The organism is Cupriavidus basilensis (assembly GCF_000832305.1).
GTDB classification, from domain to species: domain Bacteria; phylum Pseudomonadota; class Gammaproteobacteria; order Burkholderiales; family Burkholderiaceae; genus Cupriavidus; species Cupriavidus basilensis_F.
In genome coordinates, this window is the sequence record NZ_CP010537.1 from 3122529 (window position 1) to 3147127 (window position 24599).

General features: G+C 65.4%; 24 protein-coding genes and 2 pseudogenes. 12 read left to right on the forward strand and 14 right to left on the reverse strand.

Translation table 11 applies throughout. The features are described from left to right. Positions 1-6 precede the first annotated feature (6 nt). The gene (locus RR42_RS34295; protein ID WP_043356561.1) at positions 7-1266 is read left to right on the forward strand and encodes an arsenic transporter; all 1260 of its coding nucleotides are present in this window, start codon (positions 7-9) and stop codon (positions 1264-1266) included. On the opposite strand, the gene RR42_RS34300 is transcribed toward RR42_RS34295, so the two are convergent. Genes RR42_RS34300 through RR42_RS34315 form a run of 4 tightly spaced genes read right to left on the reverse strand, consistent with a single transcriptional unit; the run spans position 1263 to position 4776 of the window. Continuing rightward, positions 1263-2585, reverse strand: coding sequence for an NAD(P)/FAD-dependent oxidoreductase (locus RR42_RS34300; protein WP_236702114.1), 1323 nt, complete (start codon positions 2583-2585; stop codon positions 1263-1265). The genes RR42_RS34295 and RR42_RS34300 overlap by 4 nt on opposite strands. After that, on the reverse strand, positions 2582-3340 hold the full coding sequence (locus RR42_RS34305; protein ID WP_043356563.1) for an amino acid ABC transporter ATP-binding protein: 759 nt from the start codon (positions 3338-3340) through the stop codon (positions 2582-2584). Before RR42_RS34305 ends, RR42_RS34300 begins: the two co-directional genes overlap by 4 nt. Continuing rightward, positions 3337-4005, reverse strand: a complete 669-nt coding sequence (gene ehuD, locus RR42_RS34310) for an ectoine/hydroxyectoine ABC transporter permease subunit EhuD (RefSeq protein WP_043356565.1) — start codon at positions 4003-4005, stop codon at positions 3337-3339. The genes RR42_RS34305 and ehuD overlap by 4 nt, the downstream gene beginning before the upstream one ends. Before the next feature lie 6 nt (positions 4006-4011). Then, complete coding sequence (locus RR42_RS34315; protein WP_043356566.1) at positions 4012-4776, reverse strand: ABC transporter substrate-binding protein; 765 nt, start codon at positions 4774-4776, stop codon at positions 4012-4014. 184 nt (positions 4777-4960) lie between these two features. On the opposite strand from RR42_RS34315, the gene RR42_RS34320 reads away from it, so the two are divergent. Further along, positions 4961-5755, forward strand: a complete 795-nt coding sequence (locus RR42_RS34320; protein WP_043356567.1) for an IclR family transcriptional regulator — start codon at positions 4961-4963, stop codon at positions 5753-5755. Between the two features lie 79 nt (positions 5756-5834). Here RR42_RS34320 and RR42_RS34325 read toward each other — a convergent pair whose 3' ends face one another. After that, positions 5835-6143: a nicotinamide mononucleotide transporter gene (locus RR42_RS34325; RefSeq protein WP_043356568.1), complete on the reverse strand. Its 309-nt coding sequence runs from the start codon at positions 6141-6143 to the stop codon at positions 5835-5837. A 384-nt stretch (positions 6144-6527) separates the two neighbouring features. Between RR42_RS34325 and RR42_RS40615 the strand changes: the two genes are divergently transcribed. Next, the gene (locus RR42_RS40615) at positions 6528-6752 is read left to right on the forward strand and encodes a hypothetical protein (RefSeq protein WP_043356570.1); all 225 of its coding nucleotides are present in this window, start codon (positions 6528-6530) and stop codon (positions 6750-6752) included. A gap of 721 nt (positions 6753-7473) precedes the next feature. After that, entirely contained in the window at positions 7474-7815 is a 342-nt protein-coding gene (locus RR42_RS40235) for a hypothetical protein (RefSeq protein WP_144410028.1), read from the forward strand. Between the two features lie 49 nt (positions 7816-7864). Here RR42_RS40235 and RR42_RS39195 read toward each other — a convergent pair. Next, a pseudogene (locus RR42_RS39195) lies at positions 7865-8041 on the reverse strand (IS5/IS1182 family transposase); the annotation flags it as partial. Between the two features lie 3 nt (positions 8042-8044). Then, positions 8045-8287 carry a hypothetical protein gene (locus tag RR42_RS34335; protein ID WP_043356572.1) on the reverse strand — a complete coding sequence of 81 codons (243 nt, stop codon included), beginning with the start codon at positions 8285-8287 and terminating at the stop codon, positions 8045-8047. A gap of 305 nt (positions 8288-8592) precedes the next feature. Here RR42_RS34335 and arsN2 point away from each other — a divergent pair, with 305 nt between their 5' ends. The 4 genes from arsN2 (at position 8593) to RR42_RS34355 (ending at position 11356) form a co-directional block, all read left to right on the forward strand. Beyond that, the gene (gene arsN2 / locus RR42_RS34340) at positions 8593-9021 is read left to right on the forward strand and encodes an arsenic resistance N-acetyltransferase ArsN2 (protein WP_043356573.1); all 429 of its coding nucleotides are present in this window, start codon (positions 8593-8595) and stop codon (positions 9019-9021) included. A gap of 244 nt (positions 9022-9265) precedes the next feature. Then, positions 9266-9991 (forward strand): GTP cyclohydrolase I, encoded by a 726-nt coding sequence (folE, locus tag RR42_RS34345; RefSeq protein ID WP_043356575.1) that lies wholly within the window; start codon positions 9266-9268, stop codon positions 9989-9991. Positions 9992-10036: 45 nt separating this feature from the next. Then, positions 10037-10480 (forward strand): BLUF domain-containing protein, encoded by a 444-nt coding sequence (locus tag RR42_RS34350; protein ID WP_043356577.1) that lies wholly within the window; start codon positions 10037-10039, stop codon positions 10478-10480. 78 nt (positions 10481-10558) lie between these two features. Next, positions 10559-11356: a fumarylacetoacetate hydrolase family protein gene (locus RR42_RS34355; protein WP_043356579.1), complete on the forward strand. Its 798-nt coding sequence runs from the start codon at positions 10559-10561 to the stop codon at positions 11354-11356. 58 nt (positions 11357-11414) lie between these two features. Here RR42_RS34355 and RR42_RS34360 read toward each other — a convergent pair whose 3' ends face one another. After that, positions 11415-12509 (reverse strand): RNA-guided endonuclease InsQ/TnpB family protein, encoded by a 1095-nt coding sequence (locus RR42_RS34360; protein WP_043356581.1) that lies wholly within the window; start codon positions 12507-12509, stop codon positions 11415-11417. 45 nt (positions 12510-12554) lie between these two features. Here RR42_RS34360 and tnpA point away from each other — a divergent pair. Together tnpA and RR42_RS34370 are read left to right on the forward strand one after the other, a co-directional pair. Continuing rightward, positions 12555-12848, forward strand: a pseudogene (gene tnpA / locus RR42_RS34365) (IS200/IS605 family transposase); the annotation flags it as partial. Between the two features lie 203 nt (positions 12849-13051). Continuing rightward, positions 13052-13591 (forward strand): hypothetical protein, encoded by a 540-nt coding sequence (locus RR42_RS34370; RefSeq protein WP_043356583.1) that lies wholly within the window; start codon positions 13052-13054, stop codon positions 13589-13591. 48 nt (positions 13592-13639) lie between these two features. Here the strand turns inward: RR42_RS34370 and RR42_RS34375 are convergent, their stop codons facing one another. The 3 genes from RR42_RS34375 to RR42_RS34385 all read right to left on the reverse strand — a co-directional run bounded on the left by RR42_RS34375 (position 13640) and on the right by RR42_RS34385 (position 16778). Next, entirely contained in the window at positions 13640-13936 is a 297-nt protein-coding gene (locus RR42_RS34375; RefSeq protein ID WP_043356585.1) for a YciI family protein, read from the reverse strand. A 505-nt stretch (positions 13937-14441) separates the two neighbouring features. Further along, positions 14442-15833, reverse strand: coding sequence for a dihydrolipoyl dehydrogenase (locus tag RR42_RS34380; RefSeq protein WP_052495311.1), 1392 nt, complete (start codon positions 15831-15833; stop codon positions 14442-14444). A 213-nt stretch (positions 15834-16046) separates the two neighbouring features. Then, a complete protein-coding gene (locus RR42_RS34385; protein ID WP_043356588.1) occupies positions 16047-16778 on the reverse strand; it encodes a glutathione peroxidase in 732 nt (243 codons plus the stop codon). A 430-nt stretch (positions 16779-17208) separates the two neighbouring features. Here RR42_RS34385 and RR42_RS34390 point away from each other — a divergent pair, with 430 nt between their 5' ends. Further along, entirely contained in the window at positions 17209-20610 is a 3402-nt protein-coding gene (locus RR42_RS34390; protein WP_236702115.1) for an ATP-binding protein, read from the forward strand. On the opposite strand, the gene RR42_RS38015 is transcribed toward RR42_RS34390, so the two are convergent. Together RR42_RS38015 and RR42_RS34400 are read right to left on the reverse strand one after the other, a co-directional pair. After that, positions 20607-21407, reverse strand: a complete 801-nt coding sequence (locus RR42_RS38015) for an Hpt domain-containing protein (RefSeq protein ID WP_052495160.1) — start codon at positions 21405-21407, stop codon at positions 20607-20609. The two genes, RR42_RS34390 and RR42_RS38015, sit on opposite strands and share 4 nt — an antisense overlap. 65 nt (positions 21408-21472) lie before the next feature. Continuing rightward, positions 21473-22111, reverse strand: a complete 639-nt coding sequence (locus tag RR42_RS34400; protein ID WP_043356589.1) for a response regulator transcription factor — start codon at positions 22109-22111, stop codon at positions 21473-21475. 692 nt (positions 22112-22803) lie between these two features. On the opposite strand from RR42_RS34400, the gene RR42_RS34405 reads away from it, so the two are divergent. Then, positions 22804-23517 carry a response regulator transcription factor gene (locus RR42_RS34405; protein ID WP_043358424.1) on the forward strand — a complete coding sequence of 238 codons (714 nt, stop codon included), beginning with the start codon at positions 22804-22806 and terminating at the stop codon, positions 23515-23517. Between the two features lie 32 nt (positions 23518-23549). Here RR42_RS34405 and RR42_RS34410 read toward each other — a convergent pair whose 3' ends face one another. Then, positions 23550-24515 carry a LysR substrate-binding domain-containing protein gene (locus RR42_RS34410; protein ID WP_052495162.1) on the reverse strand — a complete coding sequence of 322 codons (966 nt, stop codon included), beginning with the start codon at positions 24513-24515 and terminating at the stop codon, positions 23550-23552. Positions 24516-24599: the final 84 nt, after the last annotated feature.

Below are 24599 nucleotides of genomic sequence, written 5' to 3' on the forward strand. Positions count from 1 at the left end.
GCTCCGATGCAATTCTCCCAGTACAGTGGCCCCTTGATCTGGGCGGTGGCCGCCGCCACCACCTTTGGCGTCATCACGCGGCCGTTCCGGCTGCCGGAAGCCTTCTGGGCGGTAGCTGGCGCGCTGCTGCTATGCGTCACCGGCCTGCTTGCCGTGCCCGATGCCATGGCCGCCGTGGCGCGCGGCTATGACGTCTACCTCTTTCTCGGCGGCATGATGCTGGTGTCGGAGCTGGCGCGCAAGACCGGGCTGTTCGACCATGTAGCGGCCGTGGCGGTGCGCCAGGCCGGCGGATCGGCGCGGCGGCTGTTCCTGCTGGTCTATGGCTTCGGCACCCTGGTCACCGTGTTCATGTCCAACGATGCCACCGCCGTGGTGCTCACGCCGGCGGTGCTGGCCGCCGCCCGCGCCGCCAAGGTCAAGCATCCGCTGCCCTACCTGTACAGCTGCGCGTTCATCGCCAACGCCGCCAGCTTTGTGCTGCCGATCTCGAACCCCGCCAACCTGGTCATCTTCGGCGCGCACATGCCGTCGCTGATGGGCTGGCTGGCGCGCTTCACGCTGCCGTCGCTGGTGGCCATCGTGGCCACCTTCGCCGCGCTCTACTGGACCCAGCGCGACGCGCTGCGCGAGCGCATCGCGACCGACGTGCCGGTGCCGCCGCTGTCGCTGGAGGCCAGGCTGACCGCCGCCGGCATCGTGGTCATGGGCCTGGTGCTGCTGACGGCCTCGCTGCTGGGCGCCGACCTGGGCTGGCCGACCTGCCTGGCCGGCGTGGCGACGCTTGTGCTGGTCTGCGCCTGCCGCCCCGGCTTGTGCCTGCCGGCGCTGCGCGAGATCTCCTGGGGCGTGCTGCCGCTGGTGGCGGGGCTGTTCGTGCTGGTGGCGGGCCTGGAGCAGACCGGCCTGATCGGCAAGCTCGCCCACGTCGTGCAAGCGCTGTCGCAACAGTCGCCCACGGCCGGCGTCTGGGTAACCGGAGGCACGGTGGCGCTGGTGTCCAACGTGGTCAACAACCTGCCGGCCGGCCTGTTCGCGTCCTCGGCGCTGGCGGCCAGCCATGCCTCCACGCAGGTCACCGACGCGGTGCTGATCGGCATCGACCTCGGGCCCAACCTGTCGGTGACCGGCTCGCTGGCTACCCTGCTATGGCTGACCGCGCTGCGGCGTGAGGGCCATCATATCGGCGCGCTGCAGTTCCTGCGCATTGGCGCGCTAGTGATGCCGCTGGCGTTGGTGCCGGCCCTGGCCACGCTGCTGCTTTAGGCGCCCAGCTTGTCGAGCAGGCTGTACCAGGCCACCCCCGCGGCGATGTAGAAGCGCTGCAGGCCATGCAGCGGAATCCCGGCCACAGGCGTGATGGGATATGGGAAATCCCCGCCCTTGCCCGCCAGCCGTGCCGCGATGTGCTGGCCCAGGCTAGTGCACAGCGCGATGCCGCGCCCATTGCAACCCAGCGCCATGATGACGCCCGGCGCGGGCTCATGCACATGGGGCATGAAATCGCGCGTGATCGCGATACGCCCGGCCCAGCGGTACTCGTAGGAGAGCGGACCGAGTTGCGGGAACAGCAACTCCAGCGAGCGCTCCAGGTGGGCGAAGTCCTGCGGCCCGCGCGGATCGGCGAAGAATCCGCGGCCCCCCATCAGCAGGCGCCCCAGCGCATCCTTGCGAAAATACAGCAACAGCCGCTGTGAGGTGGATGCCGTCTCGCCTTGCGTGAGGATGCCGTGCGCCTCGGCGTCCCGCAGCGGTTGCGTGGCCACGATGAAGCTGTTGGCCGACAGCACCGTTTGCGCCAGGCCGGGCCACAGCGGGCCGGTGTAGCCGTTGGTGGCGATCACGACTTGCTTGGCCGTCACCGTGGCGCCCAAGGAAGTCGTCGCCACCCAGTGCGTGCCCTGGCGCGCCAGCGCCGTCACCGCCGTGCCGCCGTGCACCGTGGCGCCCGCCCGCTGTGCGGCGCCGACCAGCCCGCGCGTATAGGCCAGCGGCTGGATGGCGCCAGCGCGCCCATCCAGCCAGCCGCCGGCGAAGGCCTGCGTGCCCACGCGCCGCGCTACCGCCGCGCGGTCCAGCACGTCGACCGGCGCCCCGCGGCGCGCCCATTGCTCGGCGCGCGCATGCATGGCCGGTACGGCGCCGGGTGAATAGGAAAGCTGCAGCCAGCCGCTGCGCACGGGCTGGCAATCGATGCCGTGACGCGCGATCAGGTCGAACACCAGGTCGGCCGAACGCGACACCGCATCGAGCAACGGCTCGGCCCGGGCGGCGCCAAACAGGCGCACCAGCTCGTCGGGATCGTGCTTGAGCGTGGGATTGACCTGGCCGCCGTTGCGCCCGGACGCGCCCCAGCCCGGCTCGTTGGCTTCCAGCACGCACACGTGCGCACCGCCCTCGGCCAGGTGCAGCGCGGTCGACAGGCCGGTGAAGCCGCCGCCGATGACCAGCACGTCGGTGGCGAGCGATTCGCGCAGCGCAGGCGTGGGCGGCGCAGGCGGGGCCGTGGCCGCCCAGAGGGAGGACGGCAAAGGCATCGCGGTGGCCGGGGCCGGCCGGCTTGCCGTGAACTGGCTGGAGGTCATGGCGCCGGGTCCCCCGCCGCTTCCACTGGCTTGTGCAACACGCGCCGCAGGAAGTCCTGCGTGCGGGCGTGGCTGGGCGCGCCCAGCACCTGCGCGGCGGCGCCTTCCTCAACGATGGTCCCGCTGTGCAGGAAGCACACACGGTCCGCCACTTCCCGCGCGAACCCCATCTCGTGCGTCACCACGATCATCGTCATGCCCTCGCGCGCCAGGTTGCGCATGACTTCCAGCACGTCGCCCACCAGCTCCGGGTCGAGCGCCGAGGTGGGCTCGTCGAACAGCATGGCTTCGGGCCGCATCGCCAGCGCGCGGGCAATCGCCACGCGCTGCTGCTGTCCACCGGAGAGCTGCGGCGGATAGGCCTGCGCCTTGGCGGCCAGGCCGACCTTTTCCAGCAGTTCCATGGCTTCGCTGCGCGCCTTGTCCCGGCTCTCGCCCTTCACGTACACCGGGCCTTCCATCACGTTTTCCAGCACGCTGCGGTGCGGGAACAGGTTGAAGCGCTGGAACACCATCCCCATGCGGCTGCGCAGCCGGTGGATGTCCTTGCCGCCGCGGTCCACTCGCTCGCCAAAGGCACGGATCTCGCCGCCCTCGTAGGACTCCAGCCCATTGATGCAACGCAGGACGGTGGACTTGCCGGAGCCGGACGGGCCGATCAGGCAGACCACCTCGCCCGCGTCGACATGCAGGCTCACGCCGCGCAGCACGTGATGGTCGTCGAAATACTTTTGCAGGTTGTCGATCCGGATCATGGCTTTTTCCTCCCCACGCCAAGGCGACGCTCAAGCCGGCGCAGCCCGAACACCAGTGGCAAGCTCATCAGCAGGTAGAGCAGCGCCACCAGCGTGTACACCGTCATGTTCTGGAATGTGGACGAAGCGATCAGCTGGCCCGCGCGCGTCATCTCCGCCACCGTGATGGTGGACACCAGCGACGAGTCCTTGAGCATCATCACCAGCGTGTTGCCGTACGGCGGCAGCGAGATGCGCAACGCCTGCGGCAGAATCACCCGGCGCATCACCAGCGCCGGGCGCATGCCCATGGCCTGCGCGGCCTCGCGCTGGCCCGGGTCGACGGCCTCGATGCCGGCGCGGAAATTCTCAGCCTGGTAGGCCGAGTAAGCGATGCCCAGGCCGATCACGCCGGCCTGGAAGGCCGTCAGGTGAATGCCCGCATCCGGCAGCACAAAGTAGATATAGAACAGCTGCACGATGATGGGCAGCCCGCGGATCACGTTGATCGCGCCGGACGCGCCCCACGACAGCGTACGCGCAGGCGACAGCTTCATCAGCGCCAGCGCCAGCCCGAGCAGGCTGCTGAGCACAAAGGCGAGGACGGTCACCTCGACGGTGACCACCGCGCCCTGCAGCAGGATCGGCAGGAACTCCCGCGCGTGCTGGAAAAAATTGGCATCCATGGGAACTCACATGTTCCATTTCTGGATGATGCCGGCCAGCGTGCCATCGGCCTTGATCTTGGCGATGGCCTTGTTGATGCGGGCCAGCGTCTCGGTGTCGCCCTTGCGCACGACCAGGCAAACGTCGCCAACGTTGACCGGCTTGTAGCTGGCGGCCAGCTTCACGCCCGGGAAGGCATTCTGGCGGATCTGGTAGGCAATGATGGGCTGGTCGCCCAGGCCAGCCTTGATGCGGCCCAGCGTCAGGTCGCGCGTCATGTCCGCCACCGAGTCGTAGCTGCGCACTTCCTTGAAAATGCCCTTCTTGTTGAGCATGTCGAGAAAGACTGTGCCCACCTGCGCCCCCACGACCTCGCCCTTGAGTTCGTCCAGCGAGGCATAGGGCTTGTTGTCGTCGCCCTTGACGATCAGGCCTTCGCCGTAGGCATAGACCGGATCGCTGAAGTCCACCACTTGCTGGCGCGCCGGCGTCTTGAGCATGGCAGCCGAGATGATGTCGATCTTGCTGGAGGTCAGCGACGGGATCAGCGCGGAGAAGACGGTCTGCTGCACATTGACGTTGAAGCCCCCCGCCTTGCCGACGGCCGTGACCGTATCGACCATCATGCCCTGGATGGTGTTGGTCTTCACGTCCAGGAAGGTGAACGGCACGCCGGTGGCCGTCGCGCCCACGTTATAGGTCGGCGCCGCCCCCTGGGCCCAGGCGAACGAAACGGTGCTGGCGGCGCACAGGATTAGTGCGGCGCGGCGGGACATGGTGAATCGAGACATGCGGACACTCCTGGCGAAAGGGAACAAAAGGCGCCCGGGTGGGGGCGACCCACCGGCTTATGCAATGAGCATGCCAATTTTCAATTACGGAGGATCGAAAATTAATTGTCGTTAACCAGTAATTGCTTTATTGAAATCGATATGCGATTCTGTAACATGATTAAATGACTTTTGCAGCACAAATATGTCGCAACCTGAAGCCAACGATTCCGCCAGCCTCCTGTTCAACCAGTCTCTGGAGAAAGGGCTTGCCGTGCTCCGCGCGTTCAGCGCGCAGCGCCGCACCATGACGATCGCCGACGTGGCGGATGCGGCCGGCATCAACAAGAGCTCGGCCCAGCGCATGGTCTTCACGCTGGAGCAGCTCGGCTACCTGCGCAAGCATCCGCAGACGCGGCGCTACCAGCTCACGCCCCGCGTGATGGAGATCGGCTTCAACTACCTGGCCGCCAACCCGCTGATCGAGGTGGCCAACCCTTTCCTTTCCGAGCTGACCAAGGTCACCACCGAGACTTCGTGCCTGACGGAGCCGGACCTGCTCGACATGGTCTATATCGCGCGCTTTGTCAGCGCCCACTTCGTGCCGGTGCATATGCCGATCGGCAGCCGTATCCCGATGTACTGCACCGGCTCCGGGCGCGCCTACCTGAGCGCGCTGCCGGAAGACGAAGCGCGCGCCATGATCGAGCGCTCGGCGCGAACCGCGCATACGGTCCACACCTGCACTGCATTGGCTGACATCATGGAGAAGCTGCGTGAGACCCGGCAGCGCGGGTACGCGGTCAACAGCGAGGAGCTGTTCCTTGGCGACATGACCCTCGCCGCGCCGGTGATCGGCGGCAATGGACGGCCGCTTGGCGCGATCCACCTCGTGGCACCCACCGGGCGCTGGACCCGCGAGCAAGCGGAGCGCAAGCTCGGCCCGCCGCTGTTGCAGTGCGCACGGGCCGTGAGCAGTTCGGCGCGGGCGATGGGCTAGGCGCGGCTATTGCCGCGCGGGCGATGCCGCTGGCGGGGTTGCCAACGGGCTTGCCAAAGGGATTGCCGAAGTTAGTGCCTCAGGCCGGATCAGGCATGGGCTGCCCGGCAGCTTGCCCGCGCTCTTGCTGCCGGTGAAATTGCGTGTGGCGGTACAGGCCGTAGATGCTGGTCGCGGTAAAGCCCAGTTGCTGCACGAACAGGCCGTAGGTGCCGGTCACCAGGGCGAACACGCTCCACACGATGTTGGAGCACAGGTAGGCGATCCAGCCCCAGCGCGACGCCTTGTTGTGCAAGGCCACCAGCAAAGAGCCGCTCATCGCCAGCGCGCAGCCGGACCACTCCAGGCCATTGAGCAGATTGGGAATGTACTGTTGCGCCAGATCCATCGCGCTTGTCTCCTGATTGGGTTCAGATTTATTTTGTGTTCACGTTTTGCATACAATGCAGGGCGAAGCTTAGCGTGACAACTCGGGCGGAGCAAGGGGTTTGCGGGGATAGTTGGCGCTGATGATGCGCCTGGCTTGCTTGGGGGTTGGCCGGGTTTGTAGTAGCGTCGAGAACTGGCGCGCCCCCCGATAGGCGCCGGTGGTGATTCCACCGCTTTTGTGATGGCCCGCAATCCGGCTGCCATAGTCACGTTTCCAGCTCCCGCCTCATCGAACGCAGCGCGCGGTTTTCCCGCACGACGCTCTCCTGCTTGCTTCATGTCAAGATTTATGAGAGCAGCAGGTACTCCCTGCGCGAGGTCCGGAAACCCAGCATCCAGGCCCGTGACCGCGCGCAGATCGGTGAAGTCCAGCGCCCGCGCCTGCGTCACCAACCGGGTGCGCTGTACGGTCCGCTGGATTGCAGTGAAACAGGACCACGAGGTCTTCGCGCCTGCGACGCCGCGCGAACTCGCCTGGCTGGCGCCGCACGCCCCCGATCACGCCGCGCGCCGTCCGGCCCGCGCCCAGCGCGCCGGGGCAGTATCGCTCGAACGCCTGCCGCGATGACGCGCCCGCGTACCAAGCGCGCAGGGCTGCCAGCGAGGCGGCATCAGGGAGTTCTGGCAAGATGGTCGTGTCTTGCATCGAACAGCGTGGAGTGCGTAAGCCTTGGTCAAAGGTGGGAAGGTTCGCGCATATGGGCTGAGGCACAAATTGCAAGATGGCAGTTTTCCAGAAAAATTTACCTATATCGCTAAGAGCGGTTATCGATATAGCGCAGCAGATCAGCACTTCACTTCTGTCCACATGCCCGACCACCTCGTTGCCAAAAGGCGAGGATCTTCGTGCTGGAGAAGCAGCTCAAATGGCTTTTTTCCAGGCGTATCCAATGCCGGGCCGTGTCGATTGAAAATAATTGTAAAAAATTGGAGATTTTAGGAATCGTCTGATTGGATTTCATCCCCCGCCAGCTTATCCTGTAAGGCTACTCCGCGTCCCATCGCTGCCTGGCATGTTGCTGTGGCGGCCCCGTCGACCTTCGCTGTATCCACTGCACATGGACAACGGATCGTTGTCATGCGTTTTTCGCCCATTTTAGTGGGGCGGATTTTTTGCAATTGGTCAAGAAACCCCAATAGAAGGACGGTTCCGTGTCGGATAGAAACGAGCGATTTCTGTACTGCAAGCCTGACTTTTTAATATCGACTGGAACATCAGACAAGTTGCCAAGGGCTGCATGATAGTTGACAGAGCCGCGCGAGCGCGAATCGTGCTCCGTGTATGGGCAATGAGCATTGCCGCAGCGATTGGGGCAATCGTCGTGATCCGCTATGGCGTCGATGTGCATCAGCGACTCCATGCGGGGAATTGCCTGCGCGAGACGTCCGCTAAAGAGGTCGGGGAGTATGTGGCTGAGATTTGCCTGCCTCCAGCACGGGGAATGGCGCTATTGCGGTTGTACTCAAAACCGTCCGGCACCCTGCTTGCCGAACGTCTGTATGAACACTCAGATCCGCACTTGATTTGGACACGGGAAGAACTTATTTACGACACGGCTGCATCCGATGGCAAGGGGACGGTCGGCTTGCCGCCAACCTGGTGGGACCGACTACTTGCATTCGTACCGTAGAAACTCGCTCGCAGCTTGCCAATAGAGGTGGTCCCCTGTGAACCTGAATTCAGACAATGCGGACGGACTGCGGGCGGGCAAGGTGCGCCATGCGATTTGAGCACACCAGCACGGATGGTTACGTCCGTGGCCAGGGAACCGACCTCGCGTGCCCACAGGCGGTAGCCTGTCGGCGTCTTGAGACGGTACATCAGGGTTCGGCCAGCGAGCGCCGGTCATAGCCGGTGGCTTACCTGGTCAGGCAAACGACGATCACGATGACCTCGAGTCCGGCGAGGGTGAGCACCAGGGTGCCCATGCGATCGAAATCGATCTCTGCCGCCGCCCGCGCGGCGTGTATTTGATCGCGGTGGACAACAGGTTGGTGACCCCCTGCGTCACCCGCGCCGTATCCGCGTACACCATGACCAAGGCAAAATTGCAGCGCCTCGCGCGCGGCCCGGGCCTGCGCGGCATCCTTGCTGCGCGACATGCTGGGCACCGCGCCGGCAAAGCCGAATTGGCGAGGGATCGCAATAGCGCCGGGGCGGATTTCCGCATCCGGCCGTACGGGAGATCGCGCAGCCGCAAGCGCAGCGGGCGCACCGCTATCACGCGCCCAAGCCGATAGCGCACCAGTGAAAACCCGCACCCGCAGACCCCGAATGTGGCTTTTCAGGGCGGAATCGACGATGCCCGCTGTCCAGTACGCGAATCTACTTAAGAACTATCCCTAGGCACCGTAAAGCTAGTCTGAACTTAAGATACGAGTAACAGCCCGAAGGGCAGGAGGGCAACATGCGCCCGCACTATGCAAACGAAAAAGACAGTAAGGAAGTACAGGACCTGCTCCAGGCGTGCGACCTGCCGGTGGACGGCGTAGCCGAGCAAATCGGCAATTTCCTGGTGGTACGCGACAACGCTGGCCTGCTCGGCTGCGCCGGGGTGGAGAACTACGGACAAGTGGCCGTGCTGCGCTCGGTCGCCGTGGCCGAGCGCGCGCGCTCGGCTGGCCTTGGCGAATTGCTGGTGGCTGCGATGCTGGCCGAGGCCCGCACGCGCGGCGTGCAGTCCGTGGTGCTGCAAACCACCACCGCCGTCGACTATTTTGCCCGGCTGGGCTTTGAGCGCGTGGAGCGCGCCTGCATGCCTGCGGAACTGCTCAATACCGCGCTGAGCCGCGAAGCCTGCCCGCCGTGCGCCACCTTGATGCAAGCCGCGCTGTAGCCATCCCTGCCAAGGGCCTGCGCCCGTGATGCGGCCCGGCCACATTGCGATCTGGCCGGCCCCTCTTCCCATTCCCCGCGTTGTTGTGTGCCGTGCACCCATGGCTGGCCGGTGCCGGCGCAGGATATTGTTGTAAAGTAAGCGCAAAGCGCAGACCACAGGCGGCCAGAGGTGGATCGGCACGCGATGCCCGCCTGCCTCCCCCCTTCAACGATCCTTCAACGACAGCCACGAACCGCACGATATGGAATCCGACCACCAAGCACCCGACCCCGGCCTCGACGAGGCCTTGGGTAGTGTGTCGACCCGCATACGGTCGCGTTTGCAGGCGGCACGCGAGCGCTTCCACGCCAACGACAATATCGCCGCGTATGTCGAGCCCGGCGAACTGGACGAGTTGCTCGATGAAGTGCAGTCGCGCATGGAAGAGGTGCTGCGCAGCCTGGTGATCGATATCGACCACGATCACAACACCCGCGAGACCGCGCGCCGCGTGGCCAAGATGTACCTGAAGGAGATCTTCGCGGGCCGCTACGTCAACCAGCCCAATGTGACCGAATTCCCCAACGCGGAGCGCATCAACGAGTTGATGATCGTGGGCCCGCTGCGCGTGCGCAGCGCCTGCTCGCATCATCTGTGCCCGATCATCGGCAAGCTGTGGGTGGGTGTCATGCCCAACCAGCACTCCAACCTGATCGGCTTGTCCAAGTATGCGCGCCTGGCCGAATGGATCATGTGCCGCCCGCAGATCCAGGAGGAAGCCGTGACCCAGGTGGCCGACCTGCTGCAGGAAAAGATGAGCCCGGACGGGCTGGCCATCGTCATGGAAGCGGAGCATTTCTGCATGCACTGGCGAGGTGTGCGCGACACCGATGCAAAGATGACCAACAGCGTGATGCGCGGCTCGTTCCTCAAGGATGACAGCCTGCGCCGCGAGTTCCTGACCCTGCTGAACCGCACGCGCGACTAAGCCAGCGCCATTCACCGCCTCGCACGCAAACCCAGTGGAGACAACATGCTCGTACGCCTGCTCTACGCCAGCCGCGCATGCCAGCCGGCCGATCCCGCGCTGGTAGACGCCATCGTCGCCACCAGCGTGGCGAATAACCCGAAGCACGGCATCACCGGCGTGCTGTGCTACGGCAACGGTATCTTCATGCAGGCGCTCGAAGGCGGCCGCACGGAAGTCTCGCGCCTGTACCAGCTGCTCGGCCGGGACGCGCGCCACGAGGACGTGGTGCTGCTGCACTACGAGGAAATCCTCGAGCGCGAGTTTGCCGGCTGGGCGATGGGCCTGGTCAATACCGGCAAGGTCAATATGGCCACCATCCTGAAGTATTCCGCCCACGGCGAGCTCGATCCCTACCGCACCAGCGGCCACGCCTCGCAAGCGCTGCTCAAGGAACTGATCGCGGGTGCGTCGATCGTGGGGCGCACCTCGGAGCGGCATCGCTTCTGAACGCTTTCGTGCCGTGGCCCGGCCAGCCCCCCGCTATTCAACAACCCATCACCCATCACCCATCATCCAGGAGAATTCGTGAGCGAACCCTTCAACCCCGGCCCCGCGGCGATGCTGCTGACCGACGCCTGCCGGCGCGGCGTGCAATTCGCTGACCTGCCCGCCAACATCAAGCCGGCGACGCTGCGCGACGGTTATGACGTGCAGGATCGCTTCATCGCCGCGCTCGGCGATCCGGTGGCGGGATGGAAGCTGGGTGTCGGCAGTGCCAACGCCATGCGGCGCGCAAAGCTGGCACGCCCGCTGGTGGGCCAGGTGGGGGCATCGCGCTGTTATGCCTCGGGCGACACCGTGCCGGTCCCCACGGGGGCGACGGTAACCATCGAATTCGAGATTGCCGTGCGGCTGGCGCGCGATGTCGCGCCGCTGCAGGCCGAACTCGCGCCGGCAGCGCTGGCCGAGCTGATAGAAAGCGCGCAGGTTGCCGTCGAGGTGGTGCTGTCACGCTATGAAGACCGCACTGCGGTGGGCATGCCGGCTTTTGCCGGCGATAACGTGGGCTTCCATGCGCTGGTGCTGGGCGCGAAGATCGACACCGACAGCATGGAAGACGTGCGCGCAAGCGCCAGCGTGGCGCTTGACGGCGTGGCTTGCGCACAACCGCTTGCCGACGACGATGCGGTCTACCCGCTGGAAGCCCTGCAATCGCTGCTGGCGCATGCCGCCGAACGCGGCGTCACCTTGCGCAAAGGCACCGTGGTGACCACCGGCACGCTCACGCGCCCGTTCGACGTGCCGGCCGGCGCGCATACGGTCCAGGCCACCTATGGCGGCGGCGAACTGGTGGTAAAGCTCGCTGCGCAAGCCGCGGGCTGAAACCGGGGCCCTTGCGGCCCGATGCCTCGCGGCTCTTTCTCTTGACTTCCTCTCCTGGCTAAACCCCGGAGATTCCTACTTCCAGCGCTTGAAGTCCCAAGCGGGCGATGTTCCTTGCGGCGTTCGTATCGCGGTTGTGTTCCGCGCCACACGCACAGCAAGTCCACTGCCTTATTCCAAGACCAGCCCTACCTTTCGGACTGCTGGGCGGGATAACGCCACAGCACGAGCAAGTCTGGGTTGAGAACGCCTCGTTGACCTCTTCGAACACCACACACTGCCTGATGGCCTTGTACTTGAGTTGTGTCCTGAACGTCGTCCACGCGGCATCGTGCACGGACTTAGCCATGCTCGTCTTTGCCATCGCTTTCGCGTTCACGTTGCCTACGAAGATTGCTGCATGTTTCTTGACCAGCGCCGTCGTTTCCTTGTGGATGGCGTCCTTGCGCTGATTTGCGATGCGCGCGTGGATAGCCTTCACGCGCCGCTTCTTGTTCGCCCGCTGGGCGATTCCTAGATCCGCCTCAGACAGCCGATACCACTTCGGCATGGCGAACTCGGAGCCGTCGCTGTACGTCGCCGCCGTCTTCAGGCCAAGGTCGATCCCGAGCGTGGTTGTGCCATCCGGCACGCGCTTTTCTTCGACCTCAACCTTGACCGCGATGTTGACGTACCAGCGCCCGCGCGAGTCCTCATTGAATCTGCCTGCTCCAAGCTCGTACTTCGACAGGCCGTAGGAGTCCCACAGGCCGATCTTGAGCCCGTTGAAGTGTAATTGCCCGTTCCTGTACTCAATGCCTTCGCCTTTGAACGGAACCCAGCCGAGCGAGTATTTCGGCGACTTCCGGTCGCTTACGCGCCAGTTCAGCCTCTGTCTCTTGAACTGCTTGAGCCGGGTCGCGAATTCCTTGCACGTTTCCTGAATCGTTCTCGAATCGACGTGTACGCCTTCGCACTTGCTGAATCCTGCGGTGAGCTTCTGGAGATCGAAACCTGACAACCAGACTTTCGGCTTGTTGCAGTACCGCTTGAGGCTTCGGTACTGGGTTTCGTTGCAGAAGTTCCAGACGGTATTGACGTCGCGTGCCATCGCAAGCATCGTCTTCGCGTGCTTGTCCTGGATGCGCAGCTTCAGTGTCTTTACGGTTCCCATGACGCGAAGTGTATTTTGCTACTCGAAACTAACGCAAGAGGAAAAATGGGGCGGCCACGCAAAACAGACAGCGATTTACGGCACGGAAGGCACTGTGTATTTGCCCTACACGTGCACTTGGTATTTGTTACGAAATGTCGCCGCAACGTGTTCAAGAAAGAGCACCTTGAAGCGATGCGGCGAGTTCTCGAAAGTGTCTGCCGGGACTTCGACGCGGAGTTGGTGGAGTTCAACGGCGAGCATGACCACGTGCATCTTCTGGTGAACTACCCGCCGAAGGTGGCTCTATCCACGCTCGTCGCGTCGCTCAAGGGCGTTTCCAGCCGTTTGCTGCGGCAGTACATCGAGCAGCAGGCACCGCACTAATCCCCAGATTCCCTGCTTACCCCGGACTGAACTCCGGGGCTTGCGCAGGTGCCTTGGTCACCCAGGCTGCCGCCCGAGGCGCTTGGCGCACGCGCGCGGCCTTGGCATTTCCAGCGGATAGGCTAGAACTATCACAAGGGCCTGGCTTTCAGGCCGCTGGTGAGAAGGAGCCGTTCATGGAACTCCATTTGCATATGCAGCCGCACCATTTCGCCCGCCGCGCGCCGGACTGGCGCGCCGCTGCGATTGCGGGGCTGATCGCGGGCACGCTGTACGTCGTACTGGAGCTGCTGACGGCACGCTTTGTGCTGTACCAGGGGGCGTGGGGCACGGTGAAGATGGTGGCTGCGCTCATGCTCGGGCGGCAGGCGCTGGCCTCCGCCGACGCGTTCAGCTGGACCATCGTGCTGGCCGCGGGCATCGTGCACTTTGGCCTGTCGATCGTGCTGGCGACGATCCTGGCCACGCTCATCGCGTCGTTCCGCTTTGATTCCAGCATCGGCATGGCCACGCTGGCGGGCGCGGTGTTCGGGGTGCTGGTCTACCTGGTGAACTTCTACGTGATGGGCCGGTACTTCAACTGGTTCGACGAGGCGCGCGGGTGGGAAAGCCTGTTCGCCCACATCATGTTCGGCGTAATCGCGGCGGATGCCTACGCCAACCTGGAGCGGCGTGAGCCGGATGCGCCGGGGATGCCGGGGATGCCAGGGGGATAACACGGGGCGGCTGAGCGCGCCCCGGGACAGACTCATCGCGCCCGCTGGCTACAGGTAGCACTCACCACCCAGATAGGCCTTGCGCCAGCGCGTGATGCGCACCTCGGCAAACAGGCCGGCCCGTGTGAACGGGTCGGCGCCGATGAATTGCTGCGCCGCGTCGCGGGTGTCGAGGTCGACGATATAGAAGCCGCCGCCGGCATCGCTGCCGTCATCGTTGAGCTTGGCCCCGCAGGCCAGCAGCAGGGCCTTCTGAGCGTCCAGGAAAGCCAGGTGCTCCGCTCGGGCCGCTTGCCGCACTTGCTGGTGCTGTGGCTTGTCCCAGGTTTCGATCAGGAATGGCATGGCGTTGTCCTCGGGTGATGACGGGTTGGAACAGGGTATCGGGTACCGGGTATCGCGGGATGGGCATGGCGGCAGCCAGTGTCATGCCGATCACTCCCGGCGACGAGTTTCGCCGATTCCGTGCCGGCAGCACAAGCCGGCAGAACCTGCGCACCGGACGCCGTCGCGCCCACCGCCGCCAGGAAAAACCTGCCCCCAGGGCTTGACAAACCCGCCGGGCCTCACATTTTCCCTGCTGCCGCCCGACAGTGTTATCCACACTTTATGTGGATAACACTGTCAACAAGCTCCGCAAATGGCTCTAGCACGCGGACCCCATCGGACTGCCCACAAAACGGGCAACTGCAAGCCGGCCAGGCAGGCAAGTCCATCATCCGCGCTGCCTACAACGGAATCACAGCGTCGTCAATGGGGGCCGGCGCAACGAAGCGGGTGGTCACGATGCCGAAGTCGTCAAGGATGCCGATCAGCAGCACCACGTTCAGCGCGGTCGTGATGATCGGGCTCAGCCGGCCAGCTTCGCGCCCGCATCGCGCAGCGCGGTGCGCAGGCCTTCTTCCACCACCGGGTGGTAGTACGGCATGGCCAGCATCTGGTCGATGGTGAGCGCCTGCTGGTAAGCCCAGGCCAGCAAGTGCGCGATATTCTCGGCGCGCGGGCCGGTCCATTCCGCACCGAGAAAGCGCCCGCTAGCCTTGTCGGCATAGACGTGCATCAGCCCACGGTTCTTGAGCATGACGCGGCTGCGGCCCTGGTCCTCGAAGCTCACCTCGCCGGTGACAAAACTGTCCGGCTCGATATCGGCATGGCGCTGGCCCACCATGGCGATCTGCGGGTCGGTGAAGACCACGCCGATCGGGGCGCGGCGCGACAACGGGCGCACCTTGGGATAGGCCGCGGCGTTCTCGCCGGCTGCCTTGCCTTCGTCGGCAGCTTCGTGCAGCAGCGGCAGGACATCGTTGGCGTCGCCGGCGATGAAGATCGGCGCCGTGCCGCATTGCAGGGTGGCCGGGTCGAATACCGGCACGCCGCGCCAATCCAGTGCCAGGCCGGTGTGCTCAAGCCCGAGGCCGCGCACATTGGGCTGGCGGCCGGTGGCGGCGAGCACGTAGTCAAAGCGCTCCGTCACGGTGTTGCCCGAGAGATCGGTAAAGCTGATCACCGCCTCGTCGCCATCGCGGTGCATCTCGCCAAGCCTGGCGTCCGGATCGAGGTAGAACTCCTCGCGGTAGCTAGCCACCGCACTGGCCTTGATGGCCGGATCGGTCAGCGGGCCCACGCCGCCGCGCAAGCCGAACACGCGTACCTGCACACCCAGGCGAGACAGTGCCTGGCCAAGCTCCAGCCCGATCACGCCAGGGCCGAACACGGCGACGCGGCGCGGCAGGTCGTCCCAGGCGAAGACGTCGTCGTTGACCACCAGCCGATCGCCGAACACCTTGAACGGCGGCGGGATCACGGGGCTGGAGCCGGTGGCGATGACCACGCGGCTGGCACGCACGGTGGTGTGCTCGCCGACCTGCAGCACGGTGTTGTCGATGAAGCGGGCATAGCCGCTCACCTTGTCCTCGGCGGGAATGCCGTCCACGCCGCGCACCACGAAGCCGACAAAGCGGTCGCGCTCGCGCTTGACGCGCGCCATGACTTCGCGCCCGTCGATGCGGATCTCGCCATCCACATGCACGCCGAAGGCAGCCGTGTGGCGCAGCTCATGCGCGGCCTCGGCCGCGGCGATCAGCAGCTTGGAGGGCATGCAGCCCACGCGGGCGCAGGTGGTGCCATAGGGGCCGCCTTCGATGATGACGGCGCGCTTGCCGGCAGCGCGGGCCGCGCGGTATGCGGCCAGGCCCGCCGTGCCGGCGCCGATCACGGCGACATCGGTCTGGATGGTTTGCACGGTCTTCACGTTCTGCAAGTTCTGCGCGTTTTGCACGTTCTGCACGTTCTGCGGGGTGGTCATATCGGCGTTCCTGGTAAAGGCTGTGTCAATCAACGGACCGGATGGCACCGGGTGGCGCTGCCATCGGGTCCGCCGACTGGGGCACGTCCGCCGGCCTTGCCGGCGGCCGCGTCCTGCGGCGATCAAGCGTCTTGCGTGGCTGGCTAAGGCTTAGCGAACCAGGTAGGTCTCAAGCGCGTCGGCGCCGCCGATCAGCTTGCCGTTGATGAAGATCTGCGGCGCGGTCATGTCGCCCGACAAGGCGCCCAGCACCTTGCCGCGGATCTTGTGTTCCAGCGGCACGTCGATGTACTCGAAGCCGTGGTCCGACAGCATCTGCTTGGCCTTGGCGCAGAACGAGCAGCCCACCTTGGAGAACACCACGACCTGGTCGGGCCTCTTGGCGTTGGGGGCGATGTAGTTGAGCATGGTGTCGGCGTCCGACACCTTGAACGGGTCGCCCGGCTCTTCCGGCTCGATGAACATCTTGTCGACCACGCCGTCCTTGACCAGCATCGAATAACGCCAGCTGCGCTTGCCGAAGCCCAGGTCAGCCTTGTCGACCAGCATGCCCATGCCTTCGGTGAATTCGCCGTTGCCATCGGGAATCATCACGATGTTTTCCGACTCCTGGTCCTTCGCCCACTCGTTCATCACAAACGTGTCGTTGACCGAGACGCACAGGATCGCGTCCACGCCGTGCTTGGCGAACACCGGCGCCAGCTCGTTGTAGCGCGGCAGATGGGTGGACGAACAGGTTGGGGTGAAGGCGCCCGGCAGCGAGAACAGCGCGATGGTCTTGCCTTCGAACAAGTCGGCCGTGGTCACGGTCTTCCATTCGTTGTTCTCGCGAACACGGAACGTGACATTGGGAACGCGTTGACCTTCACGGGATTGCAGCATGGGTTAGCTCCTGGATGACTTGGGGGTGGATGGCCGCGTGTTGCAGCGAAGACCCGATTCTGTTCGCACCCATGTGATTTGTACAATTCATCGTTACAAAGACGATGATTGTTTTTTGCTATGGTCAGTGGATAGCCCGGCCCTATCCCGAATTAAGAAGCCTCCTAAACCGGCTTTAGCGCCTCAAAAAGCACTTTCGTGTGGCGGCGCCACTGAATGCGACCTGCCCGCATCGCATCTTCAGCGCGCTAGCCTCGGAAAGTTCTGCAGGTCTTTTCAGACATTTCTCAAATCTGTGCGCAGGCGCGGCCCGTACATTTGGGCCAAGGCGTGCACTTCCTTACCGGCGCTCGGCGTCGCCTGAAGCTGCAGCCCCATGCGTGCGCAGATCCGGCACAACGCGGCACGCCTGCCTCCACGAGAATCCCTTATGTGCATCTGCAGTTCCCCGCATCCGGCGCACGGCTCGCCCACCGCGAGCCGGCGCGTGCCGGCCAACTGGTGGCGCCGACAACTGTTGGTGCTGCTGCTGGCGCTTTGCCAGGGCGCGCCGGCGCTGGCCGCCCTGCCTGCCGAGCCCCTGCGCACGTTGCGCCTGAACGCCCAGGTGCGCCTGGACCCCGCCGGCACAAGCGATATCGTCGACCGTGCCGCATCGGCCCGGGGCGACGATGCAGCGTTGCATGCATGGCGCCGCGCGCACAAGGCCTTGCGGGTGGGCGTGGTTGGCAACTACCTGCCGCCGTTCGACCTGGTCAGCCTGAGTGGGGACTACCGCGGGATTTCCGCCGACTACCTTGCCGTGGTGGTGGCCCGGCTTGGCGTGCCGGCGCAGATCCAGCGCTACCCCTCGCACGAACTGGCGCGCAGCCATCTGGCCAGCGGCGCCATCGACCTGATCACCACCTCGCTGGACAGCCCGGGCACCGGCGCGCGAACCGCGCCGTACCACGATCATCGCCTGATCGAGGTCGTGTCCCGGCGAGACGGCGCGCGCAGCCACGCCAACCGCACCATCGGATACCTCGCGGGCGAAGTCTCGCCGGCCTTGCTGCAGCGAGCCTACCCCGGCGCGCGGCTGCTGCCGTTCGAGAACCTGCTCGGCGCGCTCGACCGGCTCTCCCGGGACGCGGACTTCGTCATGGTCACCAACGCCACCGCAGCCGGCTACCTCGTCGAGCAATACCGCTACGACGAACTGACGGCGCGCGACTTCGCGCCGCTGGCACACGAGGGCATCGCGTTCGCGGTGAACGACCCCGCGCTGGGCCGGATCATCGACCAGGTGCTGGCGCAGCTGCCCGCGGCGCGCAAGCACGAGATCGACGCCTTCTGGACGCCCAGCTCGCTCGAATTCGATATCACCGACAAGCTCAATCTCTCCACGGCAGAGCGCGCGTGGGCAGCCCTGCATCCGGAGGTGCGCTACCTGGCGGCCCGCGACCTGATTCCCTTCCAGTTCGTCGACGCCGGGCAAGGCCTGGGCGGGCTCACCGAGCAGGTGCTGCAACGGATCGCGCAGCGCACCGGGCTGCGTTTCGTCCCATACTGGCCGGCCAGCGCCACGGACGTGACCACCGCGCTCAAGAACGGCACGCTGGACATGGTGCCCACCCTGCCGCTGAACCATGCCGCCACCGGCAACGCCCCGCTCTCGGTCAGCGCGCCCTATTTTTCCGGCAACTGGGTCGTTGTCACGCGCGCCGGCAACGACAGCATCAGGAGCCTGCCCGACCTTGCCGGCAAAGTCATCGCGGGGCCGCCGCTCAACGGGATCTACGATCTCGTGCGGGCCAGCTACGCGGTGAGCCAGCGCGAGACCAACTCGTACGATGAGGCATTTCGCATGGTCGCCACGGGACGCGCGGATGCCACCATCTCCAGCGCCTTCATGGCCGACCACATGCTCAAGCAAACCTATGCCGGCCGGCTCAAGGTCGCCGCGGCCGCGGGCGGCGTGCCGCTGGAAGTCGGCGTGGGTGTCAGCAACCGGCACCCGGAGTTGCTGGGCATCATCAACAAGGCCATCCTCAGCATCTCTCGCGACGAGCTTGGCGCCATGCGCGCGCACTGGACGGAACCCAGGCCGCCGGGCTTCACCTGGCGCCAGTTCATGCCATGGCTGATGGCTGGCGCGGCCGCCCTGCTGCTGGCCAGCCTGCTGGTTCTGGCTTGGGTGACCTCGCTGCGCCGGCAGGTGACCCAGCGCACCGCGGCCGAACGCGCCTTGCAGGACCAGGTCGCGTTCCAGACGGCAGTGCTCGACGGCATTCCCCAGCCTATCTACCTGCGCGACAACCAGTTCCGCATGATCACCTGCAATACCGCCTACGAAGCGGCGCTGGGCACGACGCGGCGGGCGCTGGCCGGGACCGGGCCGGCCTTCGTGCACGCCGCCTTCAACCCCGATATCAGCCACCAGGAACTGATGGCCGTTTATCAGCGCGTGCTGCGCACCGGCCTGCCGTTTGCCGCCGATCGCCAACTGACCATCGGCAACGCGCCGTGCAGCGTGATCAGCTGGGTGGTGCCGCTGCGCCGCGCCAATGGCAGCACGGCGGGCATCGTCGGGGGCTGGATCGATGTGACGGAGCGCCAGCAGATGCTGGCCGAACTGGCTGGCGCCAAGAACCGCGCCGAGGCGGCCAACCGCGCCAAGTCGACATTCCTGGCATCGATCAGCCATGAGATACGCACGCCGATGAACGCCATCCTCGGGATGCTGGAACTGGTGCTGACGCGCCGGCACGCCCGCCACGAGGATCGCGAGCAACTCGACACGGCGCATGGCGCGGCCACATCGCTGCTGGCGCTGCTCGACGATATCCTGGACCTCTCCAAGATGGAGGCCGGCAAATTCACGCTGCAACCCCGTGCCGCCAGCCTGCGCCAGGGCCTGCATGAAGTCACCCAGATGTTCGGTCCCGTCGCCTCGCGCAAGGGCGTGGCCTTGAACGTCAGCGTGAGCGATGCCGTGGCGCCGGCGCATCGCGTGGATATCCTTCGCATGAAGCAGGTCATCAGCAACTTTCTCTCCAATGCCATCCGCTTCACCGAGCGCGGCAGCGTGGAAATCCGGCTCGACGGCTCCGCCGCGCGGGGAGGCTCGCAAGCGCTGTGCCTGAGCATCAAGGACACCGGCATCGGCATTCCCGCGGAGGCAATCGGCAAGCTGTTCCGGCCTTTTTCCCAGGTGGAGTCAACCGGGCGCGCGAACACCCGCGGCACCGGGCTCGGCCTGTCCATCGCGCAAAACCTGGTACGCAAGATGGGGGGCGAGATCACCCTGGAGAGCGAGCCGGGACGCGGCACGCAGGTGCTGGTGCGCCTCAGCCTGGAGGTTTCGGCTGCGCAGCCCCCGGCAGTCGCGCCGCCTGCCGGCAACGCGGGCATCACGGGCATCGCGGACATCGCGCTGTTTGCGCCAGGCACCCGTGTGCTCATCGTGGACGACCACGCGCCCAACCGGTTGTTGATGGCGCGCCAGCTGGAGCGGCTTGGCATTACCGTGGAGACGGCGGAGAACGGCGCCGTTGCCTTGCAGGACCTGCAGCGGCGCCCTGCGGACCTGATCATCTGCGACTGCATGATGCCGGTGATGGATGGCTTCGGCCTGGCCCGGGCGATACGCGCACGCAAGGATGCGCTGGGCCGCATCCCCATCATCGGCTGCACGGCGAGCGCGCAGAGCGAGGATCACCTGCATGCGCTGGCCGCGGGAATGAGCGAAGTGATAGTCAAGCCGGTGGGACTCGCCACGCTGGAACGCGCATTGCGAGGGCACCTGCGCAGCGGCCCCCGACCGGCCAAGGGCAATGCGCAACCGGGCTAGCCGTCCCCCCCGTCATGGGGCGCGGCAGCGGTTGGGATCGCGGTTAGGGTAAAGATAGCGGTCGGGCCGCTCGCGGGAGGCGGGCGCAGCGCCGCCAGCGACGCATCAAGGTGCGCCAGCGTTGGGGCAAGAATCGGCAGCAAGGCTTGCGCGGTGGCAAGGTCGCCGAACTGGGCAACGGATTCGAGCCGGCCGCAGAGCGTGACCAGGGCCCCGCACTCCAGGATCCTGGCCGAGCCCTTGATGCGGTGAGCCCCGCTGCTAAACCGCTGCCAGGCGCCATCCGCCAGCGCCGTGCGCATCATCTCGAGGTCAGTGCGGTTGGTCTCGACCAGGCTGTCCACCAGCTCCCGGACGATATCCGCGTCACCGCCCGCGAGCGTATCGAGCAGCGTGCCGACGGCCGCGCATTCGCCGGGCGACACCGCGACAAACCCGTGCTCGGCCAGCGCGTGCGCCAGCGCGCTGACGTTGACCGGCGCGCTCAGCGTGGCATCGAAGGCGGCGCCATGGGCTGCATCAACCACGCTCGCGTGCGCGCCGGCCTGCACCACGGAAAACAACAGACTGTCCGGGGACAGGCCGAAGTCGCCGCGCGCGAGCTCGCCGGCATGGTCATGGGCCAGCCAGACCAGTGCCAGCCTGGGCGGCTCGCGCTGGACGCGCCCCGGATCCGGGCTGGCCAGGCCCACGTGCTCGACGGAAAAGCCTAGGCCCGCGAGCACGTCCGCCAGCCCGCTGAATTGCAACGCTTGCACGCCACTCCCGGTAGTGCTGAGCAATAGCGCACGGATCATGTCTTTGCCTCTGTGAACATTTGCATATTGTTGACCCAATGCCGACGCGCGGCCAATGGCTGGCGTCATTGCGCAGGCGTCAGGCGGCAGCGCCGCGCCAAGTCGACCAGGTCCACCAGCGAGGTAGCCTGCAGCTTGCCCATGATGCGGGTCTTGTGGCTGCTCACCGTTTTATTGCTGATGAATAAAAGCTCTCCGATCGCCTTGTTGGACAAACCCCTGACCAGCATCTGCAGGATGACGATCTCCTTGTCCGAGAGCAACGCGAGCCGCTCTTCATCCGCAAGCTGGTTGAACAGCGGCAACTCGCGCTCATAGCGCATTTCGGGAAACACCGTGTAGCCGGCCATCACCCACTCGATGCAGCGCACGATTTCCTTCATGTCCTGCATCTTGCTGACGAAACCCTGGGCGCCCGCCCGCCGCACCCGCGGCGCGAAGATGGCCTGTTCCTGACCCGAAATCACCAGGATCCGGATCGGCGGATAAATCCGTTTCAGGCGGGGGATCACGTCCAGCCCGCTGATACGGGGAATATCCAGGTCCAGCACGGCAAGATCGGGCTCGAACTGCCGCGCGGCTTCAATCGCGGTCTGGCCGTTGTCGGCTTCCAGAATATTGCCGACCCCAAGCACTTGCGACAGCTGGGCCTTGATCACCAGGCGCAGTGCAGGGTGATCGTCGACGATCAGGATAGTTGCCACTTGCGCTCCCCCCAAAACTGCCGAAATAACGAACTCACCTGCGTCGGGCGACAGCCGGCAATCAGCAGGTGAAGCGCGGATTATGTGGTGAAGTGGCCCCCGAACTGGCGTGAAACGTCCGAATCAGCCGTCGGAAATTTCCCAAAGGAGGGGGAAATTCAGTCCTGCCGAGTGCACGGGCGCGTCGTTTCGGCATGTCGGAACACCTAAAAAAGTAATCAAAAGTCACTTTTAAGCATAGAACCGCCCACCGGATGGCGACTTCGCTCCGCCTTCCGTTGGGAATCTTCCTTGGCGATCGGAAGAAGACCCGGGGAGTGGAGCGCCAGTGAAGCGCCTCGGGCTGCCTGGCGATTCCACCAGCATCCGGGCCGCGGTGCCGCGGTGCCGCAGGCAATGCCTCCCCAGGCAACGACGGCGCGGAATCAAACTGCCGAAGATTCTGCTCCGGACCCAATTTCCGCGCGGTTCCCGGCTCGCGCCCGCAATTGCGGCGAATTGAGGAAATTTCTCAAACCAGCTTGGCGTTCCCGGCGATACAGTCAGCAGTCACAAATTCAGTACCTTCTTCGGCGCGCCGCGCCGCGATTCCAGGAGCGCAAGGAACTCTGCCATGAGCGACCTCACCCCTCTTTGTCCGCGCCAGTTGCCGGGCATGCGCTGGCGCCATTCGTCGTCGTGGACCCATGCCCATGCCGGCTAACCTCTCGGCCGCCAAATCCCACATCGTCATCGCCGACGACCATCCCGTCATGCTGCTGGGCTTGAGAGGCTTGCTGGCGCAGTTCGAGGGCATAGAGATTGCCGGCATCGCGCGGAACTCGACCGAAATCCTCGCCGCGCTCAGCCGGCAACCGTGCGACATCCTGCTGACGGACTATGTGATGCCAGGCGGCGTGCATGGAGACGGCCTGCACATGATCGAGTTTGTGCGGCAGCGCTATCCCGCGCTGTCGATCCTGGTGGTCACCATGCTGGAAAACCCCACGCACATCGGCAGGCTGGTCCGGTTCGAGCGCTTGTCGGTGGTCAGCAAGCTGGACGATGCCTCGCATATCGCGATCGGCCTGTCGCAGGTGCTCGACGGCGTGCGCTACCTGTCGCCGACGATCGTGCAACTGCTGGACAGCACCGGACAGGACGTGAACGTGCGCTCCCGGTTCAGCGCGCTCAGCCCGCGCGAGACCGACGTGATCCGGCTCTACCTGTCGGGCATGTCCGTGAGCCAGATCGGGTTGAGTCTCGGGCGCAGCGTCAAGACCATCAGCACCCAGAAGGTGTCCGCCATGCGCAAGCTCGGGCTGCGCGGCGACCTGGATCTCTACAGCTACGCCGTCTCCATCGGCCTGCTCGGCCAGCCCCGCAAGCTGGCGCCACGGCGGCGCAACAAGCGCCCGGCGCAATAGAGATCTGCTTCTGGTAAGGCGAGACGGGCGGGCTATTCATTCCCGGCTGGCGCCCGGGGCGGCATCTCGGGCGGCGTCTCCGGTGGCAGGCAGGGGGGCGCATCCGCAGCCACCTCCGCCAGCAGCCAGGCAAGGAAGACGCCGACCAACGGGCTATGCCACTTGTCCTCGAGGCAAACAAAGTAATAGGACTTGGGCGAGACATAAGTGGCGTCCAGCAACCGCACCAGCCGCCCCGCCTTCAGGTCCTCCCTCACCACGTAGTCGGGCAGCAGGGCGATCCCCATGCCGCTGAGCGCCGCCTGCAACCCCATGGCCAGCGAGGCATAGCGCGGCCCGCGCAGGGCCCTGCGCGCCGCCATGCCGATCACATCGAAGTAGCCCGCCCACGCCTCCAGCGCCTCCGCCTGGTGCAGCAGCGGCAGGTGCTCCAGCGCAGCCTGGGCGGACTGCGCCTGCGCCAGCAGTTCGGGCACGCACACCGGAAACAAGGCCAGTGGCATCACCTTGACCCCGACATGCCCGTCGGGCGGGCTCGTGCAAACCTGGATCGCGCCGTCCAGGCCGGACGCACGCAGATCCACCGTGCCCGCCTTGGCGGTGACGTTGACCTGGATCCGGGGATAGGCCTTGGCAAACCCCGCCAGCCTCGGCAGCAACCAGATATTGCCTAGCGAAACCGGCACGCGCAGATCGAGCCGGCCACCGCTGCCCCTGCTTGTCAGCACCTCCAGCGTGGCTTCCTCCAGTTCGGCAATCACCTTGCGGACCGTGCGCAGGTATTGCTCGCCCGCCTGGGTGGGCGAGACCGCGCCCTTGCGGCGGGTCAGCATGGGCACGCCGAGGTACGCTTCGAGCTCGGTCAGCTGCTTGCTGACCGCGCTCTGCGTCAGGCATAGCTCGTCGGCCGCGCCGGTCACACTGGCTAGCCTGACGGTAGCTTCCAGCGCCACCAGGTGGGACAGCGCGGGCAGGTGCCTGCCGTTCGTGCTTCTCATAAGGCCGTTCTGGTCGATAAAGGGTGGAGAAGATGGCAGGCACGCGGCGGCGCCCATGGCCGCTACGCAGGCAAAAGGCGAAGA